24 protein-coding genes are annotated in these 24811 nt (G+C 32.7%); 5 read left to right on the top strand and 19 right to left on the bottom strand.

The features are described 5' to 3' along the window. Positions 1-14: 14 nt before the first annotated feature. The 7 genes from B0E44_RS09865 to B0E44_RS09835 form a co-directional block, all read right to left on the bottom strand. Positions 15-872: an ion transporter gene (locus B0E44_RS09865; RefSeq protein WP_077373793.1), complete on the bottom strand. Its 858-nt coding sequence runs from the start codon at positions 870-872 to the stop codon at positions 15-17. 9 nt (positions 873-881) lie between these two features. Beyond that, positions 882-2243, bottom strand: a complete 1362-nt coding sequence (locus B0E44_RS09860) for an exonuclease domain-containing protein (RefSeq protein ID WP_077373790.1) — start codon at positions 2241-2243, stop codon at positions 882-884. Positions 2244-2303: 60 nt separating this feature from the next. Further along, the gene (locus B0E44_RS09855; protein WP_371594753.1) at positions 2304-2702 is read right to left on the bottom strand and encodes a four helix bundle protein; all 399 of its coding nucleotides are present in this window, start codon (positions 2700-2702) and stop codon (positions 2304-2306) included. 29 nt (positions 2703-2731) lie between these two features. Then, on the bottom strand, positions 2732-3391 hold the full coding sequence (locus tag B0E44_RS09850) for a YggS family pyridoxal phosphate-dependent enzyme (RefSeq protein ID WP_077373784.1): 660 nt from the start codon (positions 3389-3391) through the stop codon (positions 2732-2734). A 17-nt stretch (positions 3392-3408) separates the two neighbouring features. Beyond that, complete coding sequence (locus B0E44_RS09845) at positions 3409-3993, bottom strand: hypothetical protein (protein ID WP_077373781.1); 585 nt, start codon at positions 3991-3993, stop codon at positions 3409-3411. A gap of 25 nt (positions 3994-4018) precedes the next feature. After that, on the bottom strand, positions 4019-4906 hold the full coding sequence (locus tag B0E44_RS09840; RefSeq protein WP_077373778.1) for a 3-hydroxyacyl-CoA dehydrogenase family protein: 888 nt from the start codon (positions 4904-4906) through the stop codon (positions 4019-4021). 90 nt (positions 4907-4996) lie between these two features. Then, a complete protein-coding gene (locus B0E44_RS09835) occupies positions 4997-5962 on the bottom strand; it encodes a Gfo/Idh/MocA family protein (RefSeq protein ID WP_077373776.1) in 966 nt (321 codons plus the stop codon). A gap of 165 nt (positions 5963-6127) precedes the next feature. On the opposite strand from B0E44_RS09835, the gene B0E44_RS09830 reads away from it, so the two are divergent. After that, positions 6128-6769: a protein-L-isoaspartate(D-aspartate) O-methyltransferase gene (locus tag B0E44_RS09830; RefSeq protein ID WP_077373774.1), complete on the top strand. Its 642-nt coding sequence runs from the start codon at positions 6128-6130 to the stop codon at positions 6767-6769. Between the two features lie 25 nt (positions 6770-6794). Then, positions 6795-10547: a transglutaminase domain-containing protein gene (locus B0E44_RS09825; RefSeq protein WP_077373772.1), complete on the top strand. Its 3753-nt coding sequence runs from the start codon at positions 6795-6797 to the stop codon at positions 10545-10547. A gap of 89 nt (positions 10548-10636) precedes the next feature. Here the strand turns inward: B0E44_RS09825 and B0E44_RS09820 are convergent, their stop codons facing one another. Together B0E44_RS09820 and smpB are read right to left on the bottom strand one after the other, a co-directional pair. Continuing rightward, positions 10637-11305 (bottom strand): hypothetical protein, encoded by a 669-nt coding sequence (locus B0E44_RS09820; protein ID WP_077373769.1) that lies wholly within the window; start codon positions 11303-11305, stop codon positions 10637-10639. Between the two features lie 90 nt (positions 11306-11395). After that, positions 11396-11848: an SsrA-binding protein SmpB gene (gene smpB / locus B0E44_RS09815; protein WP_077373765.1), complete on the bottom strand. Its 453-nt coding sequence runs from the start codon at positions 11846-11848 to the stop codon at positions 11396-11398. Positions 11849-11918: 70 nt separating this feature from the next. Between smpB and B0E44_RS09810 the strand changes: the two genes are divergently transcribed. Then, positions 11919-12152 (top strand): VF530 family DNA-binding protein, encoded by a 234-nt coding sequence (locus B0E44_RS09810; RefSeq protein WP_077373762.1) that lies wholly within the window; start codon positions 11919-11921, stop codon positions 12150-12152. A 141-nt stretch (positions 12153-12293) separates the two neighbouring features. Here the strand turns inward: B0E44_RS09810 and B0E44_RS09805 are convergent, their stop codons facing one another. Genes B0E44_RS09805 through B0E44_RS09795 form a run of 3 tightly spaced genes read right to left on the bottom strand, consistent with a single transcriptional unit; the run spans position 12294 to position 14203 of the window. Next, on the bottom strand, positions 12294-12743 hold the full coding sequence (locus tag B0E44_RS09805; RefSeq protein WP_077373759.1) for a GNAT family N-acetyltransferase: 450 nt from the start codon (positions 12741-12743) through the stop codon (positions 12294-12296). Between the two features lie 35 nt (positions 12744-12778). After that, the gene (locus tag B0E44_RS09800; protein WP_077373756.1) at positions 12779-13330 is read right to left on the bottom strand and encodes a GNAT family N-acetyltransferase; all 552 of its coding nucleotides are present in this window, start codon (positions 13328-13330) and stop codon (positions 12779-12781) included. Positions 13331-13351: 21 nt separating this feature from the next. Continuing rightward, on the bottom strand, positions 13352-14203 hold the full coding sequence (locus B0E44_RS09795; RefSeq protein ID WP_077373847.1) for an aldose 1-epimerase family protein: 852 nt from the start codon (positions 14201-14203) through the stop codon (positions 13352-13354). Between the two features lie 261 nt (positions 14204-14464). On the opposite strand from B0E44_RS09795, the gene B0E44_RS09790 reads away from it, so the two are divergent. After that, on the top strand, positions 14465-16738 hold the full coding sequence (locus B0E44_RS09790) for a M1 family metallopeptidase (protein ID WP_077373753.1): 2274 nt from the start codon (positions 14465-14467) through the stop codon (positions 16736-16738). 186 nt (positions 16739-16924) lie between these two features. On the opposite strand, the gene B0E44_RS09785 is transcribed toward B0E44_RS09790, so the two are convergent. Further along, complete coding sequence (locus B0E44_RS09785; RefSeq protein WP_077373750.1) at positions 16925-17965, bottom strand: agmatine/peptidylarginine deiminase; 1041 nt, start codon at positions 17963-17965, stop codon at positions 16925-16927. Between the two features lie 191 nt (positions 17966-18156). On the opposite strand from B0E44_RS09785, the gene B0E44_RS09780 reads away from it, so the two are divergent. Continuing rightward, positions 18157-19683: a choice-of-anchor I family protein gene (locus B0E44_RS09780; protein WP_077373844.1), complete on the top strand. Its 1527-nt coding sequence runs from the start codon at positions 18157-18159 to the stop codon at positions 19681-19683. A 174-nt stretch (positions 19684-19857) separates the two neighbouring features. On the opposite strand, the gene B0E44_RS09775 is transcribed toward B0E44_RS09780, so the two are convergent. From B0E44_RS09775 to B0E44_RS09750, 6 genes are all read right to left on the bottom strand, one after another. Next, on the bottom strand, positions 19858-20745 hold the full coding sequence (locus B0E44_RS09775; RefSeq protein WP_077373747.1) for a carbon-nitrogen hydrolase: 888 nt from the start codon (positions 20743-20745) through the stop codon (positions 19858-19860). A 163-nt stretch (positions 20746-20908) separates the two neighbouring features. Beyond that, positions 20909-21562: an NADPH-dependent F420 reductase gene (locus B0E44_RS09770; protein WP_077373745.1), complete on the bottom strand. Its 654-nt coding sequence runs from the start codon at positions 21560-21562 to the stop codon at positions 20909-20911. A 482-nt stretch (positions 21563-22044) separates the two neighbouring features. Beyond that, positions 22045-23085, bottom strand: coding sequence for a DUF4919 domain-containing protein (locus tag B0E44_RS09765; RefSeq protein ID WP_077373742.1), 1041 nt, complete (start codon positions 23083-23085; stop codon positions 22045-22047). Positions 23086-23237: 152 nt separating this feature from the next. After that, positions 23238-23642 (bottom strand): VOC family protein, encoded by a 405-nt coding sequence (locus B0E44_RS09760; protein ID WP_077373739.1) that lies wholly within the window; start codon positions 23640-23642, stop codon positions 23238-23240. 79 nt (positions 23643-23721) lie between these two features. Then, positions 23722-24087 (bottom strand): DUF2200 domain-containing protein, encoded by a 366-nt coding sequence (locus B0E44_RS09755; protein ID WP_077373736.1) that lies wholly within the window; start codon positions 24085-24087, stop codon positions 23722-23724. A 30-nt stretch (positions 24088-24117) separates the two neighbouring features. Beyond that, positions 24118-24510 (bottom strand): DUF1801 domain-containing protein, encoded by a 393-nt coding sequence (locus B0E44_RS09750; protein WP_077373733.1) that lies wholly within the window; start codon positions 24508-24510, stop codon positions 24118-24120. Between the last annotated feature and the right edge of the window lie 301 nt (positions 24511-24811).

Raw genomic sequence — 24811 nt, 5'->3', positions numbered from 1 at the left:
AGTGTACAGCTGGATTAGCTCCTGACAATAGAATCATTTAATTTATCACCGCAATGGTGACAAAATAATGCTTCTTTGTTTTGGATGACTGTATTACATGCAGTGCAAGTGGTTTTGAAAGTTTCTGAGCTTGTATTTGGGTTTATGTTTCTTTTTGCAAATTCGGCTGTTATTATTCCGGTCGGGACGGCGATGATTCCGTAGCCTAAAATCATTACCAGTGAAGCAAAGATCTGCCCTAGGGGAGTTTGTGGAGAAATGTCGCCGTAACCAACTGTTGTCAAGGTTACTATAGTCCAATAAATACTTGTTGGGATACTTGTGAAACCACTTTCTTTGCCTTCGATAATGTACATTATTGATCCAATAATGATCGTGCAGATTAAAACAAAATAAATAAAGACAATGATTTTTCCTTTACTGGCGTTGATAGCCTCCTTTAAATGTATAGATTGACTAGTGAAATGAGGATGATTTATGATTTTGAATAGTCGTAATAATCGTAGAGCCCGAACAGCGGTTAAAACACTTGTGCCAGGGAAAAATATTGACAAATACATGGGTAAAGTTGCAATGAAATCTATTATCCCGTAGAAGCTAACAACATATTTGAGGGGTTTGTCGATGGAAATTACCCGTAAAATATACTCGATAGTGAAGAAAATAGTAATTACCCATTCTAAAAAAACGAGTTGGCTGTGGTATTTTGCATCAAAACCTTCAACAGTTTCCATTATAATCAAAAAGAGACTCAATAGGATGACGCCCAAAAGTATCAAATCAAATATTCGGCCGGCTTTTGTAGTTGTGCCGTGGACTATGATTCGAGTTTGTTGCCTGAAAATATCATATTTTGATTTAATTCCTCCCAATTTTGATTATTAAAAATTAATAATTTTCTGTACCCTGTTTTTTCTCAAATAGCCTTGAATGCATGCTCTGGTATTTCTATTATTCGGTATTGGGACCAGGATGTTTTTTAGGATTTCGGGGTTTATGATTTGGTAATTCAAATCATAAAAGGCATATCCTTTGCATATTCCTTTCTCGATTAATATTGCGCTGTGTTCCCCGGTTTTTCTGCCTTTATCAATGATAATCATGTTTTTGTTATCGAAAAGATTTTTGTCGATAAAAACCTGAACTCTAGAATTGTATTCTTCGGAAGTTATTTGTCCGATGCAAGCGCCATCACATTGATTGTTATCATTCTGTGAGCAGGGAGTTTTTGAAGTAGAAAGCCCGGTAAGTTTTGGGCACAGCAGATAAGTGGTAGTGATGCGGCTGAGAGCACTTTTTCCTTCCTGTTGGTTGGCAAATGCTGTTATTTCTTTTTTTCGTCCATCGGCTTTTTGAAGTTTTAAGTTCAAATATCCATTTGGGTCTTTTTCTGCATAAATAGCCCAGGGCAAAGTATTTTTTCGTGCCATTCGGTTGTAAATGGGACTGTTTTTCTTTATTTCCTCAGACTCTTTCAATAGAGCAATCAATTCACTTCCTGTTTCCTCAAAAGTTACGGTGAATACCTCGGCTTGGATTTTTTTTGAGCTTGTGGTTATACCTGTAAAATGCTGATTAACTCTTTTTTTGATATTTTTGCTTTGTCCGATAAATATAATACTGCCATCTTCGCGATGGATGTAATAAATTCCGGTTTTGGAAGGCAGACTTTCGATAATGTCCAATAATTTGGGAGATACGCCTTTGATAACTTCAAATTTTATAAGCTCTTTTGTGATGGTTTTTTCGAGATCTTTATCCAAAAGCATCTTGAAAAGTTTGACTGTTGCCATTGCATCACCGCTAGCTCTGTGTCTGTCAGCCATTGGAATTCCTAGTGCACGAACTAATTTACCCAAACTATGGGAGGGTTGTTCTGGCATCAATCGTTGGGATAATTCTACGGTACAAAGTGTTTTGATGTTGAAATCATATCCCAATCTACGAAACTCTGTGCGAAGAATTCTATAATCGAAAGAGGCATTGTGAGCTACAAGTACGCAGTCGTTTGTCATTTCGATAATGCGTTTGGCCACTTCAAAAAACTTTGGAGCACCGCGAAGCATCTCATTGTTGATACCGGTGAGTTTGACCACAAACGGCTGAATTGGGATTTCTGGGTTGATTAAACTGATAAACTGATCTACGATTTCATGTCCATCAAATTTATAGATAGCAATCTCCGTAATCCCTTCTTCGTTGAATTGTCCTCCAGTGGTTTCTATGTCGAGTATTGCGTACATATTCAATATCAAAAATCAATTACAATATCAAAAATCAATTTTAAATTTTTCAATTGATTTTTATATTCTTTTATTATTCATCATTTTTGAAGAAATAGCTATTAATTCTTCAACTTCGGTTAATAAATCATTTCTTTCTTCTTCAATTCCAGCCTTTATATAATCAAGAATTTTTAATGAATTTCTAGATTCTTTAAGTTCTTTTATACTCAATGAAATTTTAAAAATAAAATCTTTATCAGTAATCGTACCTTGAGCTTCACCATAATTTAAAGAAGAACTGCCTGATGATCTAATAAGTTGATTTTTATAGTAATCATGTTCAAATGTTTTTTCTAATTTACGGCTAAAAATGATGCACTCTCCAGCAAATCTTACTAATCGGTCTTCAAAATTGAATATTTTTGCAAATTTTGGTTTATTGATATCCATTTTTACTTTTAAAATTGATTTTTGCAATTGCCATTGATTTTTGCAATTGAATAATTTTATCTCCCTCCAAAGATACTACTTCCAATCCGAACCATTGTACTGCCACATGCAATTGATAATTGATAATCGCCAGACATTCCCATGGAAACAGTTTGCAGTTTACAGTTTGCAGTTTGCAGTGATTGTAATCCATCAAAAATAGATTTCAAATGCGAAAATTCCTTTTTGATTTGGTTTTGATTATCCGTAAAAGTTGCCATTCCCATTAAACCAACAATTCGGATGTTTTTCAACTCTTTTAAAGCAGTTGAAGATAGGAGTGCAGACAGTTCTTCTTCGTCAAGTCCAAATTTTGATTCTTCTTCGGCGATGTATATTTGTAGCAAACAATCTATAATTCTATTGTTTTTTAGAGCTTGTTTATTAATTTCTTCCAATAATTTTAAACTGTCCACTCCATGAATTAAGCTCACAAAAGAAGCCATGTATTTGACCTTATTGGTTTGTACGTGTCCAATCATATGCCATTCGATATCTTTGGGCATTTGTTCCCATTTATCTACCATTTCCTGAATTTTGTTTTCTCCAAAAATGCGTTGACCAGCATTATAGGCTTCCATTAGATCAGAAACGGGTTTGGTTTTGGAAACCGCTACCAGAGTGACATGCTCTGGAAGAGTTGATTTTATATGGAGAAGGTTTTGCTGAATGGACATTTGTTAGTGATTATAAATTATTTATTGATCTTAGATTCAATCAAATGATATATTTTTTTTGTGTCAGTAATAAAATCAAATGCAAAATCATCTCTTTTTAAATTTAATCCTCCACGATTGTTAAACTTAAAAGGTTCATTTGAACTTCCAAAAATATTTTCAGGTTCACCGAATATAACAGAACCATATTTAAAATTAAAGGGATGTTCTACAAATGAAATTTCTTTAATGTGAATTAAATCTAGAGATTTTATTTTATTGTTGGCAATTATAATTACTCTTTTTGATGTTAATCCGTAAATTGATTTTTTTTGAATATTTACTTTTTGAACATATCTGTAATTTATTAATAAAATAGAGATAACAACAGTAAAAATTGAAAAAATAATTAAGTCTTTGTTTGCGTCAAAGTTTAAAACCATAATGAGCAGATAGACACCTATAAAAAAAATGATTGTTAAAAATGGTATAATTATAAGGTCTTCAAATACTATTTGAAAACTTTGTTTTGGATAATCAGACCAAATTAAGACTTCATCTTTTTCTAGCTCATTTTCTAGCTCATTTTCTAGCTTCTTACCTAAACTTTGTTTGTCAGACATTTCAATTGATTAAACTTAAAATGTTTTAAACAAACTGTTTCGAAATCTTTTCAGCCTTTTTACTTTCGCTATAATCATAAAAACCTTCGCCTGATTTCACTCCCAATTTTCCAGCCCTCACCATATTTACCAATAACGGACAAGGAGCATATTTTGGGTTTTTGAAACCGTCGTACATTACATTTAATATGGCAAGACAAACGTCAAGACCAATGAAATCGGCTAGTTGCAAAGGACCCATTGGGTGCCCCATTCCCAGTTTCATTACAGTGTCAATTTCATAAACACCTGCTACTTTATTGTATAACGTTTCAATCGCCTCATTAATCATTGGCATCAAAATTCTGTTTGCTACAAAACCTGGATAATCGTTAACTTCAACAGGAACTTTACCTAGTTTTTCGGATAGCTTCATGATGATGTTGGTCACTTCATCACTTGTGTTATATCCACGAATGATTTCTACCAGTTTCATAATTGGCACCGGATTCATAAAGTGCATTCCTATTACACGTTCTGGATGTGCTACTACAGCTCCAATTTGAGTAATTGAAATAGATGAAGTATTAGTAGCTAAAATAGTATTGTGAGAGCAAGCTTCGTTTAATTGTTTGAAAATATTTAATTTTAATTCTACATTTTCTGTAGCGGCTTCAACTACTAAATCAACTCCAACAACACCATCTTTGATGTCGGTATAGGTAATAATATTGGTGATTGTTTTCGCTTTGTCTTCTTCGGTTATGGTTCCTTTTGAAACCATTCGGTCTAAATTGGCTGCTATTGTTGCCATTCCTTTATCCAATGATTTTTCGGAAACATCAATTAATTTTACGGTGAAACCACTTTGTGCAAAAGTATGAGCTATTCCATTACCCATAGTTCCTGCTCCGATTACAGCTATAATTTTCATTTTTTTGTATTTTAAAGTTAAAAAAGTTTAAAATTTAAAGACGAATGATTGACTTTAAACTTTAAACTTTCAATGTATATTTTTTGGTTTTTATTTTTTAAAACAATCTATAATTTGATACGCTACTCTCAAAGCTTCTGTAGCTTGTTCCAAAGTAACTACTGGAGTAGTATCGTTATTGATGGCATCTGCAAAAGATTCCAATTCGTCAAGTATAGCATTATTTTGTTCTACATCAGGATTAGAGAAATAAATTTGTTTTTTTACTCCCTCTGCATTTTGTAAAATCATGTCAAAATCGCCAGGAACTTCTGGAGCATCTTTCATTTTTACCACTTCACATCTTTTTTCCAGAAAATCAACAGAGATATAGGCATCTTTTTGAAAAAAACGCGATTTACGCATGTTTTTCATTGAAATTCGGCTCGCGGTTAAATTGGCTACACAACCATTTTCGAATTCAATTCGGGCATTGGCAATATCTGGAGTGTCACTTATTACAGAAACTCCGCTGGCATTGATGTTTTTTACTTTTGATTTAACGACGCTTAAAATAGCATCAATATCGTGTATCATTAAATCCAAAACAACAGGAACATCAGTACCACGAGGATTGAATTCTGCCAATCGATGTGTTTCGATAAACATTGGGTTTTCAATCATGTTTTTGGTTGCTGTAAATGCAGGGTTGAACCTTTCGACATGTCCAACCTGACCTTTTATATTGTATTCTTTGGCAAGAGCAATGATTTCTTCGGCTTCTTCAACCGTATTGGAAATGGGTTTTTCAATAAAAACATGTTTGCCTGATTTGATGGCTACTTTGGCACATTTGTAATGAGAAAGAGTAGGAGTGACTATATCAATAACATCAACTGCATGAATCAATGTTGCTATAGTACTGAAATTTTTATATCCAAATTCTTTACTTATTTTTTCAGCGTTTTCTTGATTGGGGTCATAAAAACCTACTAATTCATACTTTTTAGATTGTTGTAATAAACGCAAATGTATTTTACCGAGATGACCAGCACCCAATACTCCAATTTTCAGCATAATAATGATGTTTCCACAAAAATAGTAATAAAATAAGAAATTCCAATTTATAAAAATATTAAATTCTAGTGTAATGTATTATTATTTTAGGAATGGAATTAGATTTTATTTTGAATTAAAAATTGATTTAGTTTTCTATTTTTGCTTTAAATAAAAACTTAAATTTTGAAAGATACAGCCAAGCATCAAGGACTTCGTAATCAATTAGTAACCGTTTTGCAACAAAAAGGGATTACTGATAAGAATGTCTTGGAAGCTATTAAAAAAATCCCTCGTCATTTATTTTTAAATTCAAGTTTTGAAGATTATGCTTATCAAGATAAGGCTTTTCCTATTGCGGCAGGTCAGACAATTTCCCAGCCTTATACTGTTGCTTTTCAGACGCAGTTGTTGGAAATAAAAAAAGGACATAAAGTTTTGGAAATTGGAACAGGTTCCGGATATCAAACTGCCGTTTTGTGTTTGGTGGGCGCTCAGGTATTTAGTATAGAAAGACAAAATGAGTTGTTCAAACAAACATCAGCTTTACTGCCCAAGCTAGGTATTCGTCCCAAGCATCTTTCTTTTGGTGATGGTTATAAAGGGTTGCCGAATCACGCTCCGTTTGACAGTATTATTGTTACTGCTGGTGCTCCAATAATCCCGCAACCTTTGATGGCTCAACTGAAAATAGGAGGAAGGCTCGTTATTCCGTTGGGTGAGGATGTTCAAATTATGACATTGTTAATCCGCGTCAATGAAAAGCAATTTGAAAAACATGAATTTGGAGAGTTTCGTTTTGTTCCTTTATTAGAAGATAAAAATTAAAAAGCTATTTAACCAATCAAAATTCATGAAAAAAACTACTATTTTATTTTTATTATTGTTTACCAATTTTATTTATTCTCAAGCAGATTATACAAACATTCTTAATTTATTGATTAATAATAAACGAGAAGAAGCCAGGATCTTATTTGACAAACAGTTTGGCAAAAGTAAAACAACAAATATTGATTTGTTGTTTTTGGATGCTTTTATTGATGAAGAATCTGGTAAGATAAATTTTGATGAAACATTGATCAAAAATTTAGAAAAACTTCCCAATTCACAATATTATATAGCACCTTTTATTAATAGAGATATTATACTTTGTAATATTTCGACTGATGCTAGCAATGATCTTACTTATAAAAAGATTGATTATCTAGCTTCTTCGCCAAAGTTTAAGGACTTACCTATCGTTAAGTATAGAAAAGGAGTTTTTGAGCGCAAAAGAATGCAATTTGAAGAGGCTAAAAAATCATTTGCAGATATAGGAGCAATAAATGAATGGCAGTTTTGTGGTGTTTTTGAAAATTTAAATGGTAGTGGTTTAGATATAGAGTATGAAGCTGAAAATTATACCAAAAATGATAAACTTTTTGATGCCAACAGTAACGGCAAAATTGGTTGGTACAATCCTAAAAATATTGAAGACGATGCTTATCAATTTTTTATAAATGAAAGCGAATATGGGAATGGTATTATTTATGCACAAACTTTTATTGATTCACCTGAAAAGAAATTTTTATTATTGAATTTTGGAGCTGGTCAAGGGTTGAAAATATTTTTGAATGATAAAGAGATTTACTATAATCAGGATGTTAAAAAGACAAACCTTGATGCATACTCAATAAAAATTGATTTAGAAAAGGGAGTTAATAGATTACTTTTTAAATTAGCTACAACAGGAGGAAACGATTATTTTTCGGCACAACTTAAAAATCTCGACACTAGCTTTCCTAGTGAATTGAAATTTAGCAAGACTTTTCAGCCCTATACAATTTCAAAATCTGAAAATACGGAAACGGAAGTTTTAAAATTAGATTATGAACAATATTTTGATGATCTAGTAAAAAAATATCCTAATAATTTGTTATACAAGTTATATCAATTTACAGCTTATGAATCAAATAATAAAACTGTTAATGCCTATGAGGCTATAGAGGGTTTGGATAAAAAATATCCTAATAGCTCTTTTATTGGGAGCTATTTTCTAAGATATTATAATTTAGTTGGCGATGAGGATCAAAAGAAACAGGAGATTTTAAAAAATATAGAGAAAAATGATCTTGATTATTATTTTGTTTCTGTTTCAAAAATAATTGATAGTAAATGGATTCAAAATTCTACTATTGCAGATTTAGAAGCATATAGAGATCGTTCCAAGAAATATAAACAACGTTTCTGTGAATTAATGTTCGATTTTATGATAGCTTCCAAAAAAGAAGATATAGAGGGAATGTTAAGGATGCTTGGAGATATAGATAAAGATACTTTTGGAAGTGAGAAGCTTAAAATAGCATCGGCAAATTTGTATTCTAGTCTCAAAAATGATAAGGCAAAAACTATTTCACTTTTGGAAGAAATGTCTAAAGGTAAAATAATAAATGAAGTAGATAATTTATTGATTAATTATTATAATGAACTGAATGATAAAGCTTCAGTTGAGAGAATAATAAAAAGAAGGGTTGATGAATATCCTTATATTAATGTATTCAGAAATGATTATATTACTATTTTGACAAATGAAAATAAATATGAAGAAGCACTTTCAGCTGTAGATGAGAATTTGAGGAATTTTCCATATTCTTTTACCAATATGGAAAAGAAAGCCGCCATCTATAATTTGATGAAGAATAATAAAGAAGCAGAAAAATACATTAGACAGTCATTAATCCATAATTCTGGAAATGGGACGTTAAGAAAGCAGTTGTATGATATTTCTAATATTCCTAATGAAATTGATGAAATAGCCACAAAGGACATTTATAAATTGGTTAAAGCAAGGAGGAATTCAAAACTGAAAAGTGATTATGGTGTAGTATTATTGTTGGACGAATATATTGTAAATGTTTTTCCAGAAGGAGGAAGAAAATCTAGAATTTCGTATGTATATGAAATAACATCCGAAAGCGGTATCGAGAAAATGAAAGAGTATTCGATAAACTTGAATTATAATACTGTTTTAAAATCTGAAATTATTAAAACTGACGAAACTATTGTTCCTGCCGAACAAGGGGATAACTTATTGGTGTTTTCAAATTTAAAAGTGGGTGATGTAATTTATATAGAATACGAACGCATTGATAATGGAACAGGTCGTTTTTATAAAGATTTTAATTTGTCTTGTTATTTTGATAGCGATTATCCATCAACTGAAGCCATTTTTGGATTGATAAGCCCAGTGGAATGCCAATATTATACCAATTTCAGTAATGGTGATGTTGTGCCAACTACAAGAAAATTAAATGGAAAGAACTGTAGTATTTGGAAAAGAACTAATATACCAGCTTTACCGCTTAAAGAGGATTACTCTCCAATATCGAGTGACTTGACAAATGCGATTGAAGTAGGGACCTTAAAATCTTGGAGCGATATTTCGAATTGGTATTCGGATTTGGTGAAGAAAAATTTAAAATTGGATAAAATTACCAAAGATACTTTTAATGCAATTTTTCCCAAAGGAGTTGCTAGTTTAAGTGATGAAGAAAAAGCGAAAGCAATATATGCTTATATCGAAAAAAACATTACCTATAGTTCTTTAGATTTTAGACAAAGTGGTTATGTGCCTCAAAAACCTTCTAAAACAATTACAACAAAACTAGGAGATTGTAAAGATGTATCAACCTTATTTGTAGCATTATCAGAATATGCTGGATTAAAATCTAATTTGGTTTTAGTTTCAACAAATGATAATGGTTTTAATTCGATGCGATTACCGTCATTGGAATTTAATCATTGCATTGTACAAACAAGAATCGATAATAAAATTGTTTTCTTGGAACTTACCGATAAATATTTGCCATATCGAATGCTACCAACTTCTTTATATAAAGCAAATGCACTAGTTATTTCATTTGATAAAAAGGAAAATGAAAAATCTATATTGATAAAAATTCCTTTCGATTCTACGATTGAAAATATTTTGAAAACCTCTTCAGTTGTAACATTAGATGAAAAATCAAAAATATTTGTGAATACACATACCATCGAAGGAGCAACGAAATCATATTATAATGAATTGTTTTCTGATGGAACTACTGAGGATGTTAGAGAAAAGGAAATTGAAAAAGGATATAATAAGCAATTGCAAAAAGTGATTAGCTTGGAATCTGTAAAACTGGTATCTAACGAAATGTTTGATAAAGGACTCACCTATGAAACTAAGTTTTCGATATCCGAAAATTTACAAAAAGTAGGTGGACTCAAAATAACAGAAATCCCTTTTATCGATAAAGTTTATACAAGAGACATTATTGCTACAGAAAATAGGAAATCTGATATTAACTATTATAATTATGAAAATAATAATAAATATGAATCAGAAGTTATTCTAAATATTCCTGAAGATAAGAAGTTTTCAGAAATACCAGAGAGTAAAACTTTTTCATTTAAGAATCAAAATTATACTTTAAAATTTGAACTTATAAAAAACAATTCTTTGAAGATAAAAAGAGATGTAACCATTGTTTGGGATAATATCGCTCCAAAGGATTATTTGGAATACAAAAAATTTGTAGAAGAAGTAATTGCGGCTGAAGAACAAATAGTAGGTTTTAAATAGTATATTTTTCACAAACTAAAAAAGCAACACTAAAAATTTTCAGTGTTGCTTTTTTAGTTTCAATTCTTTTAAGGGAAATGAACTATGTTTTATTTTGATTTTGGAGACATATAACCATCAGCTCTCATTTGCTGTACACAAGCTTCCATGATTTCATCAACTGTAGTATTTACATCTGATACATCTAGAGATTTTGTAGTTGCACTCCAAACTAATTTGTTGTTTTTTAAATCAAAAATATTAGTTTCAATGTAGTAGTATACATTTTCTTGGTAGTAGCCTGGAGAATAATAAGCTGGAGCATAAGCGCCGTACCATCCACCAAAACCTGCACCATAACCCATACCGTAACCACCTACATAGCCATATCCCATACCAGGATATCCCATACCACTATAGTAGTTTGTTGTTCCGGGAACATATTGTGTTTCTTTATCTGCTCTAATGAAACGCATAGTAATAGCTCCATCAAAACCTTCAGATTGTACAATACTTATTTTTTGTTCCTGGGTAAGATTTAAATTTTGTTGGTTCAAATAATTGTAGGAAGGATTTAGAACCTTTGGGTTTATGGAGGCAATCCTGTTTTCAGTAGATCTTCTTGTGCTTTCGTCTTTTGCTAATGCAACAATTAATACTTTTTGGAAATTTTCTTTGGCAAGTGTAGCATTTGGGTCTCTCCAACTGGATACAATAGAAGTATTACTTCCACAACTGGCAAAGCATACACAGATTAATGCAATAAAAAAGTTTTTCATAATTTTGTTTATTTTTGTTTTAATGTAAGTAAAAGTAGTTAAAATTTGATAAAAAACTACGCAATAAAACAAAATTTAACGTGAATTACACTAATATGCTTTTTTTATTCTGTCCAAATCTCTTTTAGTATCTTGTTCTTTAAGTGATTCTCTTTTATCGTATGTTTTTTTACCTCTGCAAAGGCCAATTTGCAGTTTCGCCAGACCTTTTTCGTTAGTAAACAATTTTAAAGGCACAATAGTAAGACCTTTGGCTTGTACGCTTCGAGCCAGTCCTTTCAATTCTCTTTTGTTCAAAAGCAGTTTTCTCTCACTTCTTGCTTTATGGTTAAATTGATTCCCAAAAGTGTATTCCTCAATATAAGTATTGATTGCAAAAAGTTCGGTACCGCTAAATTCGCAGAAACTTTCGGTAATATTGGCTTTGCCTAATCGAATGGATTTGATTTCGGTTCCTGCCAAAACAATTCCAGCAGTATATGTTTCAAGGATTTCATAATCGAATCGGGCTCTTTTATTGAGTATGTTGACGGTTTTTTGCATAGTTGGGCAAATTTAGGAACTAATTAATGAAAGAACAATTGTTTTTAGGAAAATGCTATAAATTTGCATCATGGAAAAACAACAATCAAAGGATCCGCTTCATGGAGTCACACTTCAAAAAATTGTGGAAACATTAGTAGAATATTATGGATTTGACACATTAGGCGAACTGATTAAAATAAAATCCTTCAACGAAAATCCAAGTGTAAAATCAAGTCTCACCTTTTTGCGAAAAACGGATTGGGCTAGAAAACAAGTTGAAGAACTGTATATAAAAACCCTTCCGAAAATTCAATCCAAATAATCAGGAGCTTGATCCTGCTATCCGTTTCAATCTTTTACTTTTAAAAGAAAAGTAAAAGGATTTCCACTTCTATCAGGGCTAGGGCATTGGTCTTCATAAGAAAGATTTGTGTATTATTAAGGATTGATTTTTTTAATCGATTCAAAGGCTCATTTCCATAATTGGCATAAATCTATTTTTTATTGACGTTTCAAACTCGCCAATTTTTTTGAATCCAATTTTTAGATAAAAATTTTCAGCATTTGGTTCAGAATTAAGCGTTATTTTTTCAAACTTTTCGATCTTCATCCGATTTAAAAAATCACTCATTAAATATTCACCAAATCCTTTTCCGATATATTCTGGCAAAATAAATAAGTTGTCAAGCATTACGTTCCTCTCTTTTTCTATGAGGTAAGAATAATAACCAATAGTTTTATCATTATCCATTAATTTAAAAACAGAATTCGTTTCAACATATTCTTTGGAAATAGTTAAACTGTCATTCCACTTTAAAATCTGTTCTTCAGAATATCCCCAATAGGCTTTTGATTTTTTTGTTATTTCTGTCAAAATTTCATTATCATTTATGACCGCTTGTTTGATTTCCATTTTTTAGAATTGAAGTAATTATATGAATCCTATAATCATTTATTCAAAAGAGAATAAATCATTGTGTCAAGAAAACGACCTTCATAGTATTCATTTTCAATTAAATGGGCTTCTTTTGTGAAACCGTTTTTTAACAAAACCTTTTCCGAACCTTTATTCTCAGGATCCAAAACAGCTTCTATGGAATGCAGTTTCATCTCTTTAAAACCATATTCCACCACCTTTTGCAATGCTTCCGATACGATTCCTTTTCCACTATGTTCCGGAAAAATCATGTAACCTACTTCTGCTCTGTAATGTTCAGGTTTCATTCGGTAATAGCCAATAATTCCCAAGAGATTTTCGGGTTCTTCAAGAAAGTAAATACCCCAGTTGATGCCAATTCCATTTTCTATTTTGTCATCAAACATGGCTATAAGTTCCAAGGCCTCTTCTTTGGTTTTAAGGTAAGGCCTCGGAATGTATTTCATGACTTCGTCATTCGAACGTAGTGACAAAATTGCATCAGCGTCATTTGCGTTGAGTTGTCTCAATAAAAAGCGTTTGGTTTTTAGTATTGGGAATGGTAAAAAGTTTATTTCTAGCATAAGATTCAAATCGTTATTAGTTTACAGAACTTCAATACTGAAAGCTGAATGGAAAGAGGTATTAGCTTCCAATATTTGTATGCCTTCCTTATCGAAAAGATTACCATATTTATCTACAGTGTCAGAATAGCCAAACCAAGGTTCAATACATATAAAAGGAGCATTTGGAGGAGTCCAAATTCCCAAATCCGGAAAATCGGAATAACTCACTTTCAAAAATGGTTTTGAATTCTCCAAAATGGTTATCGATTTGGACGTTATTTTTTTGAAAACCAAAGCATCATTTGCAAAAAGCTCATAATTCAAATGCAATTCATTTTTGTCTAATGTCAATTCATTGGTTGCATTTGAAATCAAGCCTTCTTCGAGTAAATAATAATTTAAAGTTTCTTCTTTCTCAAAAGCCAAGCTGTAATTTTCAAAATTTCCTGACAAATCAAATGCTGGATGTGCTCCAATCGAAAATGGCATTTTTGATTCCCCATTATTAAAGACTTTGTACTCTATCGTCAAGGATTTATTTTCCAAAGTATAAATTAAGTGTAAATCAAAATCAAATGGAAATTTTTCTTTGGTTTCTGGAGATGCAACTAATGAAAAAGTAGCACAGTTTTCTTGTTTGTCAATCAATTCAAATTCCATTTCACGGGCAAAACCGTGTCGTGATAATTGATATTGAACATTGTCATGTTGGTAAGAATTGTTCTTTAATGTACCTACAATTGGAAATAAAACAGGAGAATGCTTTCCCCAAAAGGCAGGGTTTCCATTCCAAATGTATTCTTTATTGGAATTATCTTTTAAGGAACATAATTCGGCTCCAGTATGTTTTATTTGTGCGGTTAAAAAGGAGTTGGATATAGTTGTGGTCACAATAATAGTTTTTTTGCTGTTAAAATTAGTATTGTAAAGATATTTTATAATTCTTGTTTTATGAAAGAAAGTTGAGATTATATTTGGATATAAAATCAATCAAATTCTTAATATTAAGCTGAAATCTGAATTTTTTTCCATTAATTTGTTTCAGAAACACGAAATTTATGAAATAAGCATATAAAGGAACGGGTTTCAAAAAGTCTATTGCAGATGTCTATTTTGCATTTACCCAAATAAAAATCAATAAAAATTTACCTTATGAGAAATAATTGTTTTAGAGTCTTGTTGCAATTGACTTTATTAATTGTATTTAGTGCCGCATGGAGTCAAGAAGCTCCTGCAACTAGCACATCTCCAGCTAAACCAGTTTCAAAGTATGATTATCATGATGCTTTTGGACCATTTTTTTATTCAAACAATGGTTCGTCAACACGATCTACAAACGGTGCGCCTGGACATGAATATTGGCAAAATAGAGCAGACTATAAGTTGACGGCAAAATTGAATGAAAAGACAAATGAAATTACGGGTACTGGCATTGTAACTTATACCAATAACAGTAATGATAAATTGTCATTTGTTTGGATGCATTTGGATCAAAATTTATTCAAAGCGGATTCAAGAGGGAATGCACTTATACCATTAGCCGGAAGTCGTAATGGTGCTAGAGGTGAGGTTTTTGACGGAGGTCATAAAATCAAATCGGTAAAAATTGTTACTGTTTCAAAAGGTAAGTCTGTTGAAAAAGAAGCAAAATTCAGTATTACTGATACAAGAATGCAGATTTTTCTTCCAGATGATTTGAAAGCAAAAGGAGGAGTTGTTACTATTAAAATTGATTTCTCTTTTATTTCTCCAAAAGAAGGTTCGGACAGAACGGGAGTTTTGGATACCAAAAACGGTAAAATTTTTACTATTGCGCAATGGTATCCGCGTATGTGTGTGTATGATGACTTGAGAGGTTGGAATACTAATCCATATTTGGGAGCATCAGAGTTTTATTTGGAATATGGTGATTTTGATGTAAATATTACTGTGCCTTCCAATCACATTGTAGTTTGTTCAGGTGATCTGTTGAATCCAACTGCTGTATATTCTGCCACAGAGCAAAAAAGACTTGCGCAAGCCAAACAAAGTGAAAAAACGGTAATGATCCGTACTGCCGAAGAAGTAACTGAAAATGCTTCAAAAGCAGGAACTGCTACTGAAAAGACATGGCGTTTTAAAATTAAGAATTCAAGAGATGTTTCATGGGCATCTTCACCGGCATTTATATTGGATGGTGCCAGAATCAATCTACCAAGTGGACAAAAATCATTGGCATTATCGGCTTACCCAGTTGAAAGTGCAGGGAATGAGGCTTGGGGACGTTCTACAGAATATACAAAGGCCTCAATTGAAAATTATTCTAAAAGATGGTTTGAATATCCTTACCCAGTTGCTACAAACGTAGCTGGAAACGAAGGAGGTATGGAATATCCAGGTATTGTTTTTTGCAGTTGGGAATCTAAAGGTGAAGATTTGTGGGGAGTTACGGATCATGAATTTGGTCATGGATGGTTCCCTATGATTGTGGGTTCTAATGAGCGTTTATTTGGGTGGATGGATGAAGGATTCAATACTTTCATTAATTCATTAAGTTCGGTTGATTTTAATAATGGAGAATATAAAAGCAAACCTACAGATCTTCACCAAAATGCCGAATATTTTACAGACCCAAAGAATGAACCAATAATGAGTTCTCCTGATAATATGAAGGAAAAAAATATTGGTCTTTTGTGTTATTTCAAACCAAGTTCTGGATTGATTGTTTTAAGAGAACAGGTTTTAGGACCGGAACGTTTTGATTTGGCTTTTAGAACGTATGTAGAACGTTGGGCTTTCAAACATCCAGCTCCGGATGATTTTTTCAGAACGATGGAGAATGTGTCGGGTGAAGACTTAAGTTGGTTTTGGAGAGGTTGGTTTGTCAATAACTGGCGTTTGGATCAAGGTGTAAATTCTGTTAAGTATGTGAAAAATGATCCTAGCAAAGGAGCAGTAATAACAATTGAAAACTTTGAGAAAATGGCTATGCCAGTAGTTTTAGACGTTAAAACCAAAAGCGGAAAAGTAACCCGTGTTAAATTGCCTGTTGAAGTTTGGCAGCGTAATGTAGACTGGTCTTTCAAAGTAAATACTACCGAAGAAATCGAGAGCGTAGTTATTGATGCCGATCATGCATTTCCAGACGTAAATGAAAGTAACAATACTTGGAAATCAGGAAATGGAGTGGTTGAAAAAGATGTTATTTTGGATGCTTATCTAGGTAAATATTCTACCACCAAAGCACCTTTGAAAATTGAAATGACTGAAAAAAATAGTGTGCTTTTTGCTGAAATCACTGATTATCCAAAATTTTCTCTTACCCCAATTGGTAAAGATTTATTTGAATCTAAAGAAGCAGGAGTTAAATTTCAATTTAACGAAGCTAAAAATGGATTTGAAATGATTATCAGCGATAATCAAAAACTTCCTTTTACAAGAGATTAATGAGTTTAAGTGTTTAAAAGTTTAATGCTTTAACTTATAAGGTTTCATATAGTTTTAAATAAAAAAGACTTGCAGATTTATATTCTACAAGTCTTTTTTTTATTTATAGTTGTTATTTTGAACCTAAAACAAATAAATCCTTAAGTTTTTTAAACACTTAAACCTTTAAACTTTTAAACAGTTTTTTTACTCTGGAATTTGTTGGCTTAAGCAATGCAATGTTCCAAATCCCCAAATGAAATCAGTAGCACTGATTCCGATGATTTCTCGATCAGGGAAACATTCTGCCAAAATATTTAAGGCAACTCGGTCATTAGCATCGTTAAAAGTAGGAACCAAAACACAGTTATTCAAAATTAAGAAATTGGCATAACTGGCAGGCAAACGCAATCCTTCAAAGTCAATTCTTTTTGGCATTGGTAAAGCCACTACAACTGGAGCTTTTCCATTTTCGAGTTTGGCATTTTGTAAACGCTTCAAATTATCTTGTAAGGGTTTATAATTCGAGTCGTTTTTGTCTAATTCTACTATGGTGACAATGGTATCTTCGTTAACAAATCGGCATAAATCATCAATATGTCCGTGCGTATCATCGCCTTCAATTCCGTCACCCAACCAAATCACATTGGTAACTCCCAAATATTCTTTGAAAACTGCTTCATAATCTTCTTTGGTAAATCCTTGATTTCGAACCTGTATATCGGGATGCATCAAACATTCTTCAGAAGTTAATAATGTTCCTTTTCCGTTTACGTCAATGGCACCGCCTTCAACAATGACAGGTTTGCCTTTGTACATCACCTGAGTAACGGGAATGTTAAGAAATTCACCCACTTTAGCAGGAACATGTTTGTCAAGATTGATGTTTTTGTATTTTGCCCAACCGTTAAAATTGAAATTTAAAGCTTCCCTTTTTGTACCGTTTTTCACAATTATTGGCCCGGAATCACGCATCCAACTACGATTAGTTTTATGGATGATGAAAGAGACACTACTCATTTTTACGTGAGCTGTTTCCAGCATTTCAGTTACTTTCTCCTTTTGATTTTCGTCAGCAACAACTAAGAATACTTGTTCGTAAGTGGCTACTTTTTTGATGAATTCAACAAAAGCCCATTGAACGGCTTCATATTTTCCTGGCCAATCTTTTCCATTATGTGGAAAACACAATAAAATTCCTTGTTGTTTTTCCCACTCTGCAGGGAATCGTCTTGTAATTGTAGTCATAGTAAGTGCTAATTGTAATGCGTGCAAAGATAAACAAACAGTAGAATTAATAAATAATTCTTAGGATTACATTTTAATTTATGGGTGCAATTTTGATTCATCTGAAAAGTTATGTTAAAGATTTTATAATATTCTAGTAATAAGTACTGTGAATTTGATAGGTATTTTTGGGAAAATTAAAAATAGAAAAAATGATAAAGAAAAGTGTAGCTGTACTGGCAGCGTTATTTTTATTGGTGGGTTGTGAAAGTAATAGTGATTCCAACGAAACACCAGAGGAAACAATAAATGAGAATCCTTCTACTTTCAAGGAAATTGGATCATTGACAATTGGTGGAACTGGAGCCGCTGAAATTAGTGCCTATGATGAAATCACTAAAAAAATATTTACCGTAAATAACAGCAGTGCCAACAAAATTGATGTAATTGATATTTCGGATCCCAGTAAACCAACTTTACTGACCAGTATTGATTTAACTTTATATAGTGGAGCTGCAAATAGTGTGGCTGTTTTTAATGGTAAATTGGCGGTTGCCCTAGAATCTACAATTAACAAGCAAGATCCTGGTAAAGTAGTCGTTTTTGATACTTCAAGTTATGCCTTTGTGAAAGAAGTTACAGTAGGGGCGTTGCCTGATATGATTACGTATTCACATGATGGGAAATTCATACTAACCGCAAATGAAGGTGAACCAAATGATACCTATTCACAAGATCCAGATGGATCGGTTTCAATTATTGATGTAGCTTCCGGTTATGCTGTTACCACTTTGAATTTTGCCAGTTTTAGCAGTCAATTATCAGTTTTAAAATCCAAAGCATTTCGAATAGCTAGTCCAACCAATAATTTTGCCGCGGACATTGAACCGGAATACATCACCGTTTCTGCCGATTCCAAAACGGCTTGGGTAACTTTACAGGAAAACAATGGTATTGCAAAAATTGATTTGGTTACTAAAAAAATCACGCAAGTTTTTCCATTGGGTTATAAAGATTACAGTTTAGCTGAAAATGCTATTGATATCAGCGACAAAGATGCTGCTGTTGCTTTCAATCCATGGAAATTAAAAGGAATGTTCCAACCGGATGCCATTAGTAATTTTGAAGTGAATAAAGTGCAATATATTGTTACCGCAAATGAAGGTGATGCCAGAGAATATTCTGCTTTTACAGATGTTCGCAGAATCAATCATGCGTCAGTGATATTGGATCCAACTATTTTTCCAAATGCTGCAGCACTAAAAGCCGATGCAAGTATGGGAAGATTGAATATCAATACCAAAATGGGTGATACTGATGGAGATGGAGATTTTGATGAATTGGTGGGATTTGGAGCTCGCTCTTTTTCAATTTGGAATGGTGCTACAGGACAATTGGTTTTTGACAGTAAAAATGAGTTGGACAAAAAAGCGCAAGAATTTGGAGTTTATGATGACGGAAGAAGTGATGATAAAGCTGTGGAACCTGAAGCCGTTTATGTAGCTAAAATGGGAGATAAGCAAATTCTTTTTGTGGGATTGGAAAGAGTTGATGCATTTATGGTGTATGATGTGAGTAATCCAGCAGCTCCAAAATATTTACAGACATTAAAGACAGGCGATGCTCCCGAAGGTTTATTGTTTATTCCAGCTTCTAAAAGTCCAACAAAGAGGAGTTTGGTTGTTGTAAGCAGCGAAGGAGATGGTTCAGTTAAAATATATCAGCCAGATTTGAATTAGTAGTAATTTGTTGAATGTAGAGGTACTAAGACACTAAGGTCTAAAAGATGATTATCAGAATATTTAGTCTACTAGTACCTTTTTTTTAATCTTTGAGATTTGGTTGAATAAAAAAAAAAACTACCGAGAGTAATTTACTTTTGGTAGTTTTTTTATTTATTTAAAAAGAGAATATTAGTCGATTGCTCGTTTAGTAATATCACCAAAAGCGTCAATTCTTCTGTCTCTAAAGAAAGGCCAGTTCTGGCGTACATTTTCCTGTAAATCCAAGTCTACTTCGGCAATCAGAATTTCTTCTTTATCGTGTGAAGCTTGCGCCAAAATTTCACCTTGTGGTCCCGCAATAAACGAAGATCCCCAAAATTGAATTCCTGCAGTTCCTTCAATATATTGTTCTAAACCAATTCTGTTGGCTGCTGCTACATAAACGCCATTGGCAACGGCATGACCTTTCATCACGTTCATCCAAGCCCCGTGTTGGTTTTCGCCGTATTGTTCTTTTTCAAGCGGATGCCATCCAATTGCTGTTGGGTAAAACAACACATCGGCACCTTGTAAGGCTGTTAAACGAGCTGCTTCCGGGTACCATTGATCCCAACAAATTAAAGTTCCTATTTTTCCTTTTTCGGTAGGGAAGGCCTTGAAACCTAAATCACCTGGCGTAAAATAGAATTTTTCATAGAAATGTGGATCGTCCGGAATGTGCATTTTGCGGTATAATCCAGCCTCTGAACCATCGGTATCAATGATGTAAGCACTGTTATGGTAAATTCCTGCCATTCTTTTTTCGAAGAAAGGAACAATAATAACTACTCCCAATTCTTTTGCCAAAGCACTAAAAGCAATAAATGAAGTGCTGTACAATGGTTCTGCCAAAGCAAAATTGTCAACATCTTCACTTTGACAAAAATAATGACTGCTGTATAACTCAGGCAACGAAATCACCTCAGCCCCTTGACTGGCGGCATCACGTACCCAACTCAAACATTTTTTAAGGTTGTTTTCGGCAACATCGTTTAGATTCAATTGAATCACCGCTATTTTGTATTTCTTCTTTGACATGGTAAAAAAATTAGATTGCAAAAATAGTTATTTTTTAAAAGAGTAGCGGTACTGACTTTTGGATTTTTTAAAAAGTTAAATCGACTATCTTTTTGTGTTTATACTAAAGAAAAATGCCTCCAAAAGGTCTTAGCTTTTTGGAGGCATTTTAATTGTTGTTTTATTAATTGACAACTTTAATGCTGAAAGTTCCCATTGTGACTCCCCAAATTTTCCACCACAATTGGAGCATTGCTTCAGTACCTCTAGAACCAGTAATATCGCCCAAATCCACAATGGCTTCTTCTTTCCAACCAATTTCTTTCAGTAAATTTCGCACTATGTTTTTGGCTTCCTCATCATTGCCACATATAAAATTGGTATGATCTCCATCTTTCAGCATGGATGGAATCATCATCAGAGTGCTCCACATGGTGTTTAGGGTTTTTACCACTTTAGTATTAGGAAATGTTTTTTGGATTTCTTCTCCCAATGAATTGGTGTTGCAAAGTTCAGGAATTAAACAAAATGACATCCCTTTGCTAGTATCGATGGGGTTAGAGATGTCAATGAGAATTTTATTGACGATTCCGTTGCCAGCTTGCTTTAATGCCTCAATTGCAAATTGTCCTTTGACGCAATTGAAGATAATTTCTCCAAAAGTAGCCGCTTCCTCAAAAGTACCATTAGTGGCATTTTGGTCAAATTTATTTACAAATTCAATTGCTTTTTCGTTGGTTTTACTTCGGGAACCTATCATTACCTGATGACCCAATTCGATCAATTTGGAGGCTATGGTTGTGCCAACGGCTCCAGTACCTAAAACTGCTATTTTCATTACGTTTTTTTATAAATTATGGAATCATAAAGTTAAAAAAATAAAGCAAATAGGCAAGGGGATTGTTAAATTTATATTTGTTGATGATTGAAGTATCAGAGAGTTTACGGGAATATATTTAGAGACTTGGGGTTGACTTTTATTTGCTACACTTGGGTATTTTCGAGGTTTAATTTTTCTATTAAAAAAGCAATATAAATGACATTGTTCTGATTTGCCTCAAAGTTTGAACACAAAATTGTCATTTCGAAGGAGGAGAAATCTTCGTAATACTATTCGACAAAGTTTTTTTTACGACTTACATTGCTAAACTATTGTCAGTGATTTTTTTTCTTATTGATTATGAAAAGGTTATGAATTGTGGGATTGTATTGTTTACTTAGCTTGTGTGGCGAAGTCGGGAGACTTAGCCTTTACTTTGGATTAGATAAAAAACTTTAAATTTATTCAAAGGAAAGCTTCTTTTATAGTTTTGCTAACATTCATGTTTTTTGCACTTCAAATGTTAATTTCATGTCAGTGTCTTCAATAACAAAAAAAGTTTTTCCTTCTTTTTGGACGAATTTAAAACCCATCACCGAGTAATGATCTTTTTTTGTTCCTATTTTGATCAAATTTTTATTAGGGTCATAAATCCAATTGGATGTCCCCATCATTTTTGTAAATTCTAAAATTCCTCTTGATTTGTTAGTGGATTTAAAATGAAAAGTATTGTCTTGATTAAAAATTAAAGAAGAAACCTCAAATCCTTTAATTAACTCAGCTAAATATTTATTTTGAGATTTTTCGAGTACATTGATTATTTTCCATGTACCTATTAAATCTTCTTTTTTAAAGGTTTCGGTTGAAAAATTAATGTCAAGCTTCGCTAAACTTGGGCTGATGTCAAAATAAAGACCTTTAATTTTATCTTCATTTTCTTTTACGGTAAGATAATCATAAGTTTTGATTAGACTTTGACTACCTCCAAATTCAAAACCGATTATATTTAAAATGTCATATTCGTGCGAAATAGTGGTTACATAAAAAGCACTTTCTTTAGTTAAACCATCACCTGAACTCAAAATGGCATTTGTAATTATTCTTATTTGAGAGGAACTGCTAATCATTCTGTTGGTAATCCCTCTTTTATCGAATGCTATATTTTGATAATTCAAAACCCTTAAATCGAAAGGGCTAGTTTTGAGGATGCTGTCTCCATAAGAGATGATTTGGTCATAATCTATTTCGTTTAATTCTTTTTTTTGTAGAATTTCGATGAACTTATCTCTGTTTTTTGAAGTATATTCTGCTGAATAATCATCTTGAAAAACAAAGCCATAATATAAATGACGTTTTTCTTCCATTGACATCGTAAAATCAGCAGAATCGAATTTTTGTTTTAATTTGGGATAATAATAAACAGAATTAGCGTCTTTTATTTCTTTTTTAATTTCATCATAATTGGGTTTTCTAAATTCTGGGTCTTGCGCAAATGAGATGATAGATAGAAAAGTCAGTATCAATAAAAATGTGTTTTTCATAAAAGCCTTTAAAATGGATTTTAAAAATATAAATAAAAACTGAGTTTTATACTATGGCGTTGTAAATACTAGATTTGTGCATGAGTACAACTAATGTTTTTTTCTTGACTTATTGATTCTTATAGTATGAAAAACAACTCATCAAATAACTATCAAGGTTCCCATAGTTCAATCTTGTTGCCTTCGCCGTCCATAATATGCACAAATTTTCCATAATCGTAGGTGGCAATGCTGTCCAATACGGTTACTCCGTTTTCTTTGAGTTTTTTTACAAGTTCTTCAATATGCTGAACTCGGTAATTAATCATGAAGTCTTTTTTGGATGGGGAAAAATACTCGTCTCCCATTTTGAAAGGGCTCCATTGAAGCGATTCTATCTCGTCTGGTTTGTTACTTTTTCTGGATTCAAAAGTAGCACCCCATTCATTGACTTCAAACCCTAAATTTTTGGCATACCATTCTCTCGTTTCCTGTGGATTGTCTGAAAAAAAGAAAATACCGCCAATTCCTGTTACCTTCGGTGAGGTGCCTTCTGATAGATTTTTTGTGTCTTCCATTATATTTATAATTTACTGTTATGTCGTTCCATTTTTTGAGATCTATTTAAAAAAGAAATTCCATTATTTGCAGACAGCTCTAAGCAAGTCTCAAAATCTTCTCCATCTTGCGACCTTTTGCCAATTCATCTACCAATTTATCCAAATATCTAACTTGTTGCGTCAACTTGTTTTCGATTTCTTCCACGCGATAGCCACAAATTACACCAGTAATGAGGAAAGCATTAGGGTTTATGGAAACATTCTGAAAGAAGGTTTCAAAAGTGACTTTTTCATCAATGAGTTCCTGCAGTTTCTTTTCGTCATAACCGGTTAACCATTCGATTACCTGATGCAATTCTTCTTTTGTCCTGCCTTTTTTCTCCACCTTTGCGAGATAATGTGGATATACAGAAGCAAATGTCATTTTAGCGATTCGCTCATCATGATGGCTTGTGTCGTTCATATACTTGTGTTTTAACTTTGGGCTTTTAGTTTATTTCAGTCTTTCTAATTGCCCTTTTCTTTTCACTATATTTTTATAATCCCACTGAATGTCTCTTGATTTTTTCAGCCAACGGTTTAAATCATTCGTGTCGATTTCCAAAACACTATTGTAGAATACAGAAGCATCTTTGAATTTTTGACCTCTTACGCTTAAAGTTTCTTCTTCAAAGTCGGCTCCACTCCAAAACATTAGTCGGACTCCCGCTTTTTGTTTGCTGTAGCCGACAATTGGGTTACCGTCTAAAAACCAAACAGGATGGGCGTGCCAAATTTTACGTTCGGCTTCAGTCAGTTCGTTGTCAATACCTGTAGCAAGCTGGTTGCAAATTTCTTTGTCTCCCGAAGCTTGCTTTTCGTTGTATGCTTTAATTTCCTGATCCATTTTTGTCTTTTTTTAATCTTTGTTCAATGAAAAAAATGATAACAAATTTGTTTTGCCCCAAAAAAAAGCTGGTTCCTTCATCCATTTTCCCATTTGACACAAAGCCTAATGCTGTGAAAAATTGGGTTGTTCTTTCCAAGTCATTTGTGGCTAAGTTTGTCCATATAAATTTTAGTTGTATAACTTTTTTTGCTTTAAAAGATCCAGTTAAAGTTATGAAACTCTATTCGAAGAATCAAAAAATGTGGTTTTTTTAGCGGTAATATATAAAACTTTCTGATAACTTATTTGTGTTTTAATG

Origin of the sequence: Flavobacterium sp. A45 (assembly GCF_002001005.1) — a bacterium.
In the GTDB taxonomy this organism is placed as follows: domain Bacteria; phylum Bacteroidota; class Bacteroidia; order Flavobacteriales; family Flavobacteriaceae; genus Flavobacterium.
This window is presented reverse-complemented; position numbering and strand designations above follow the sequence as displayed.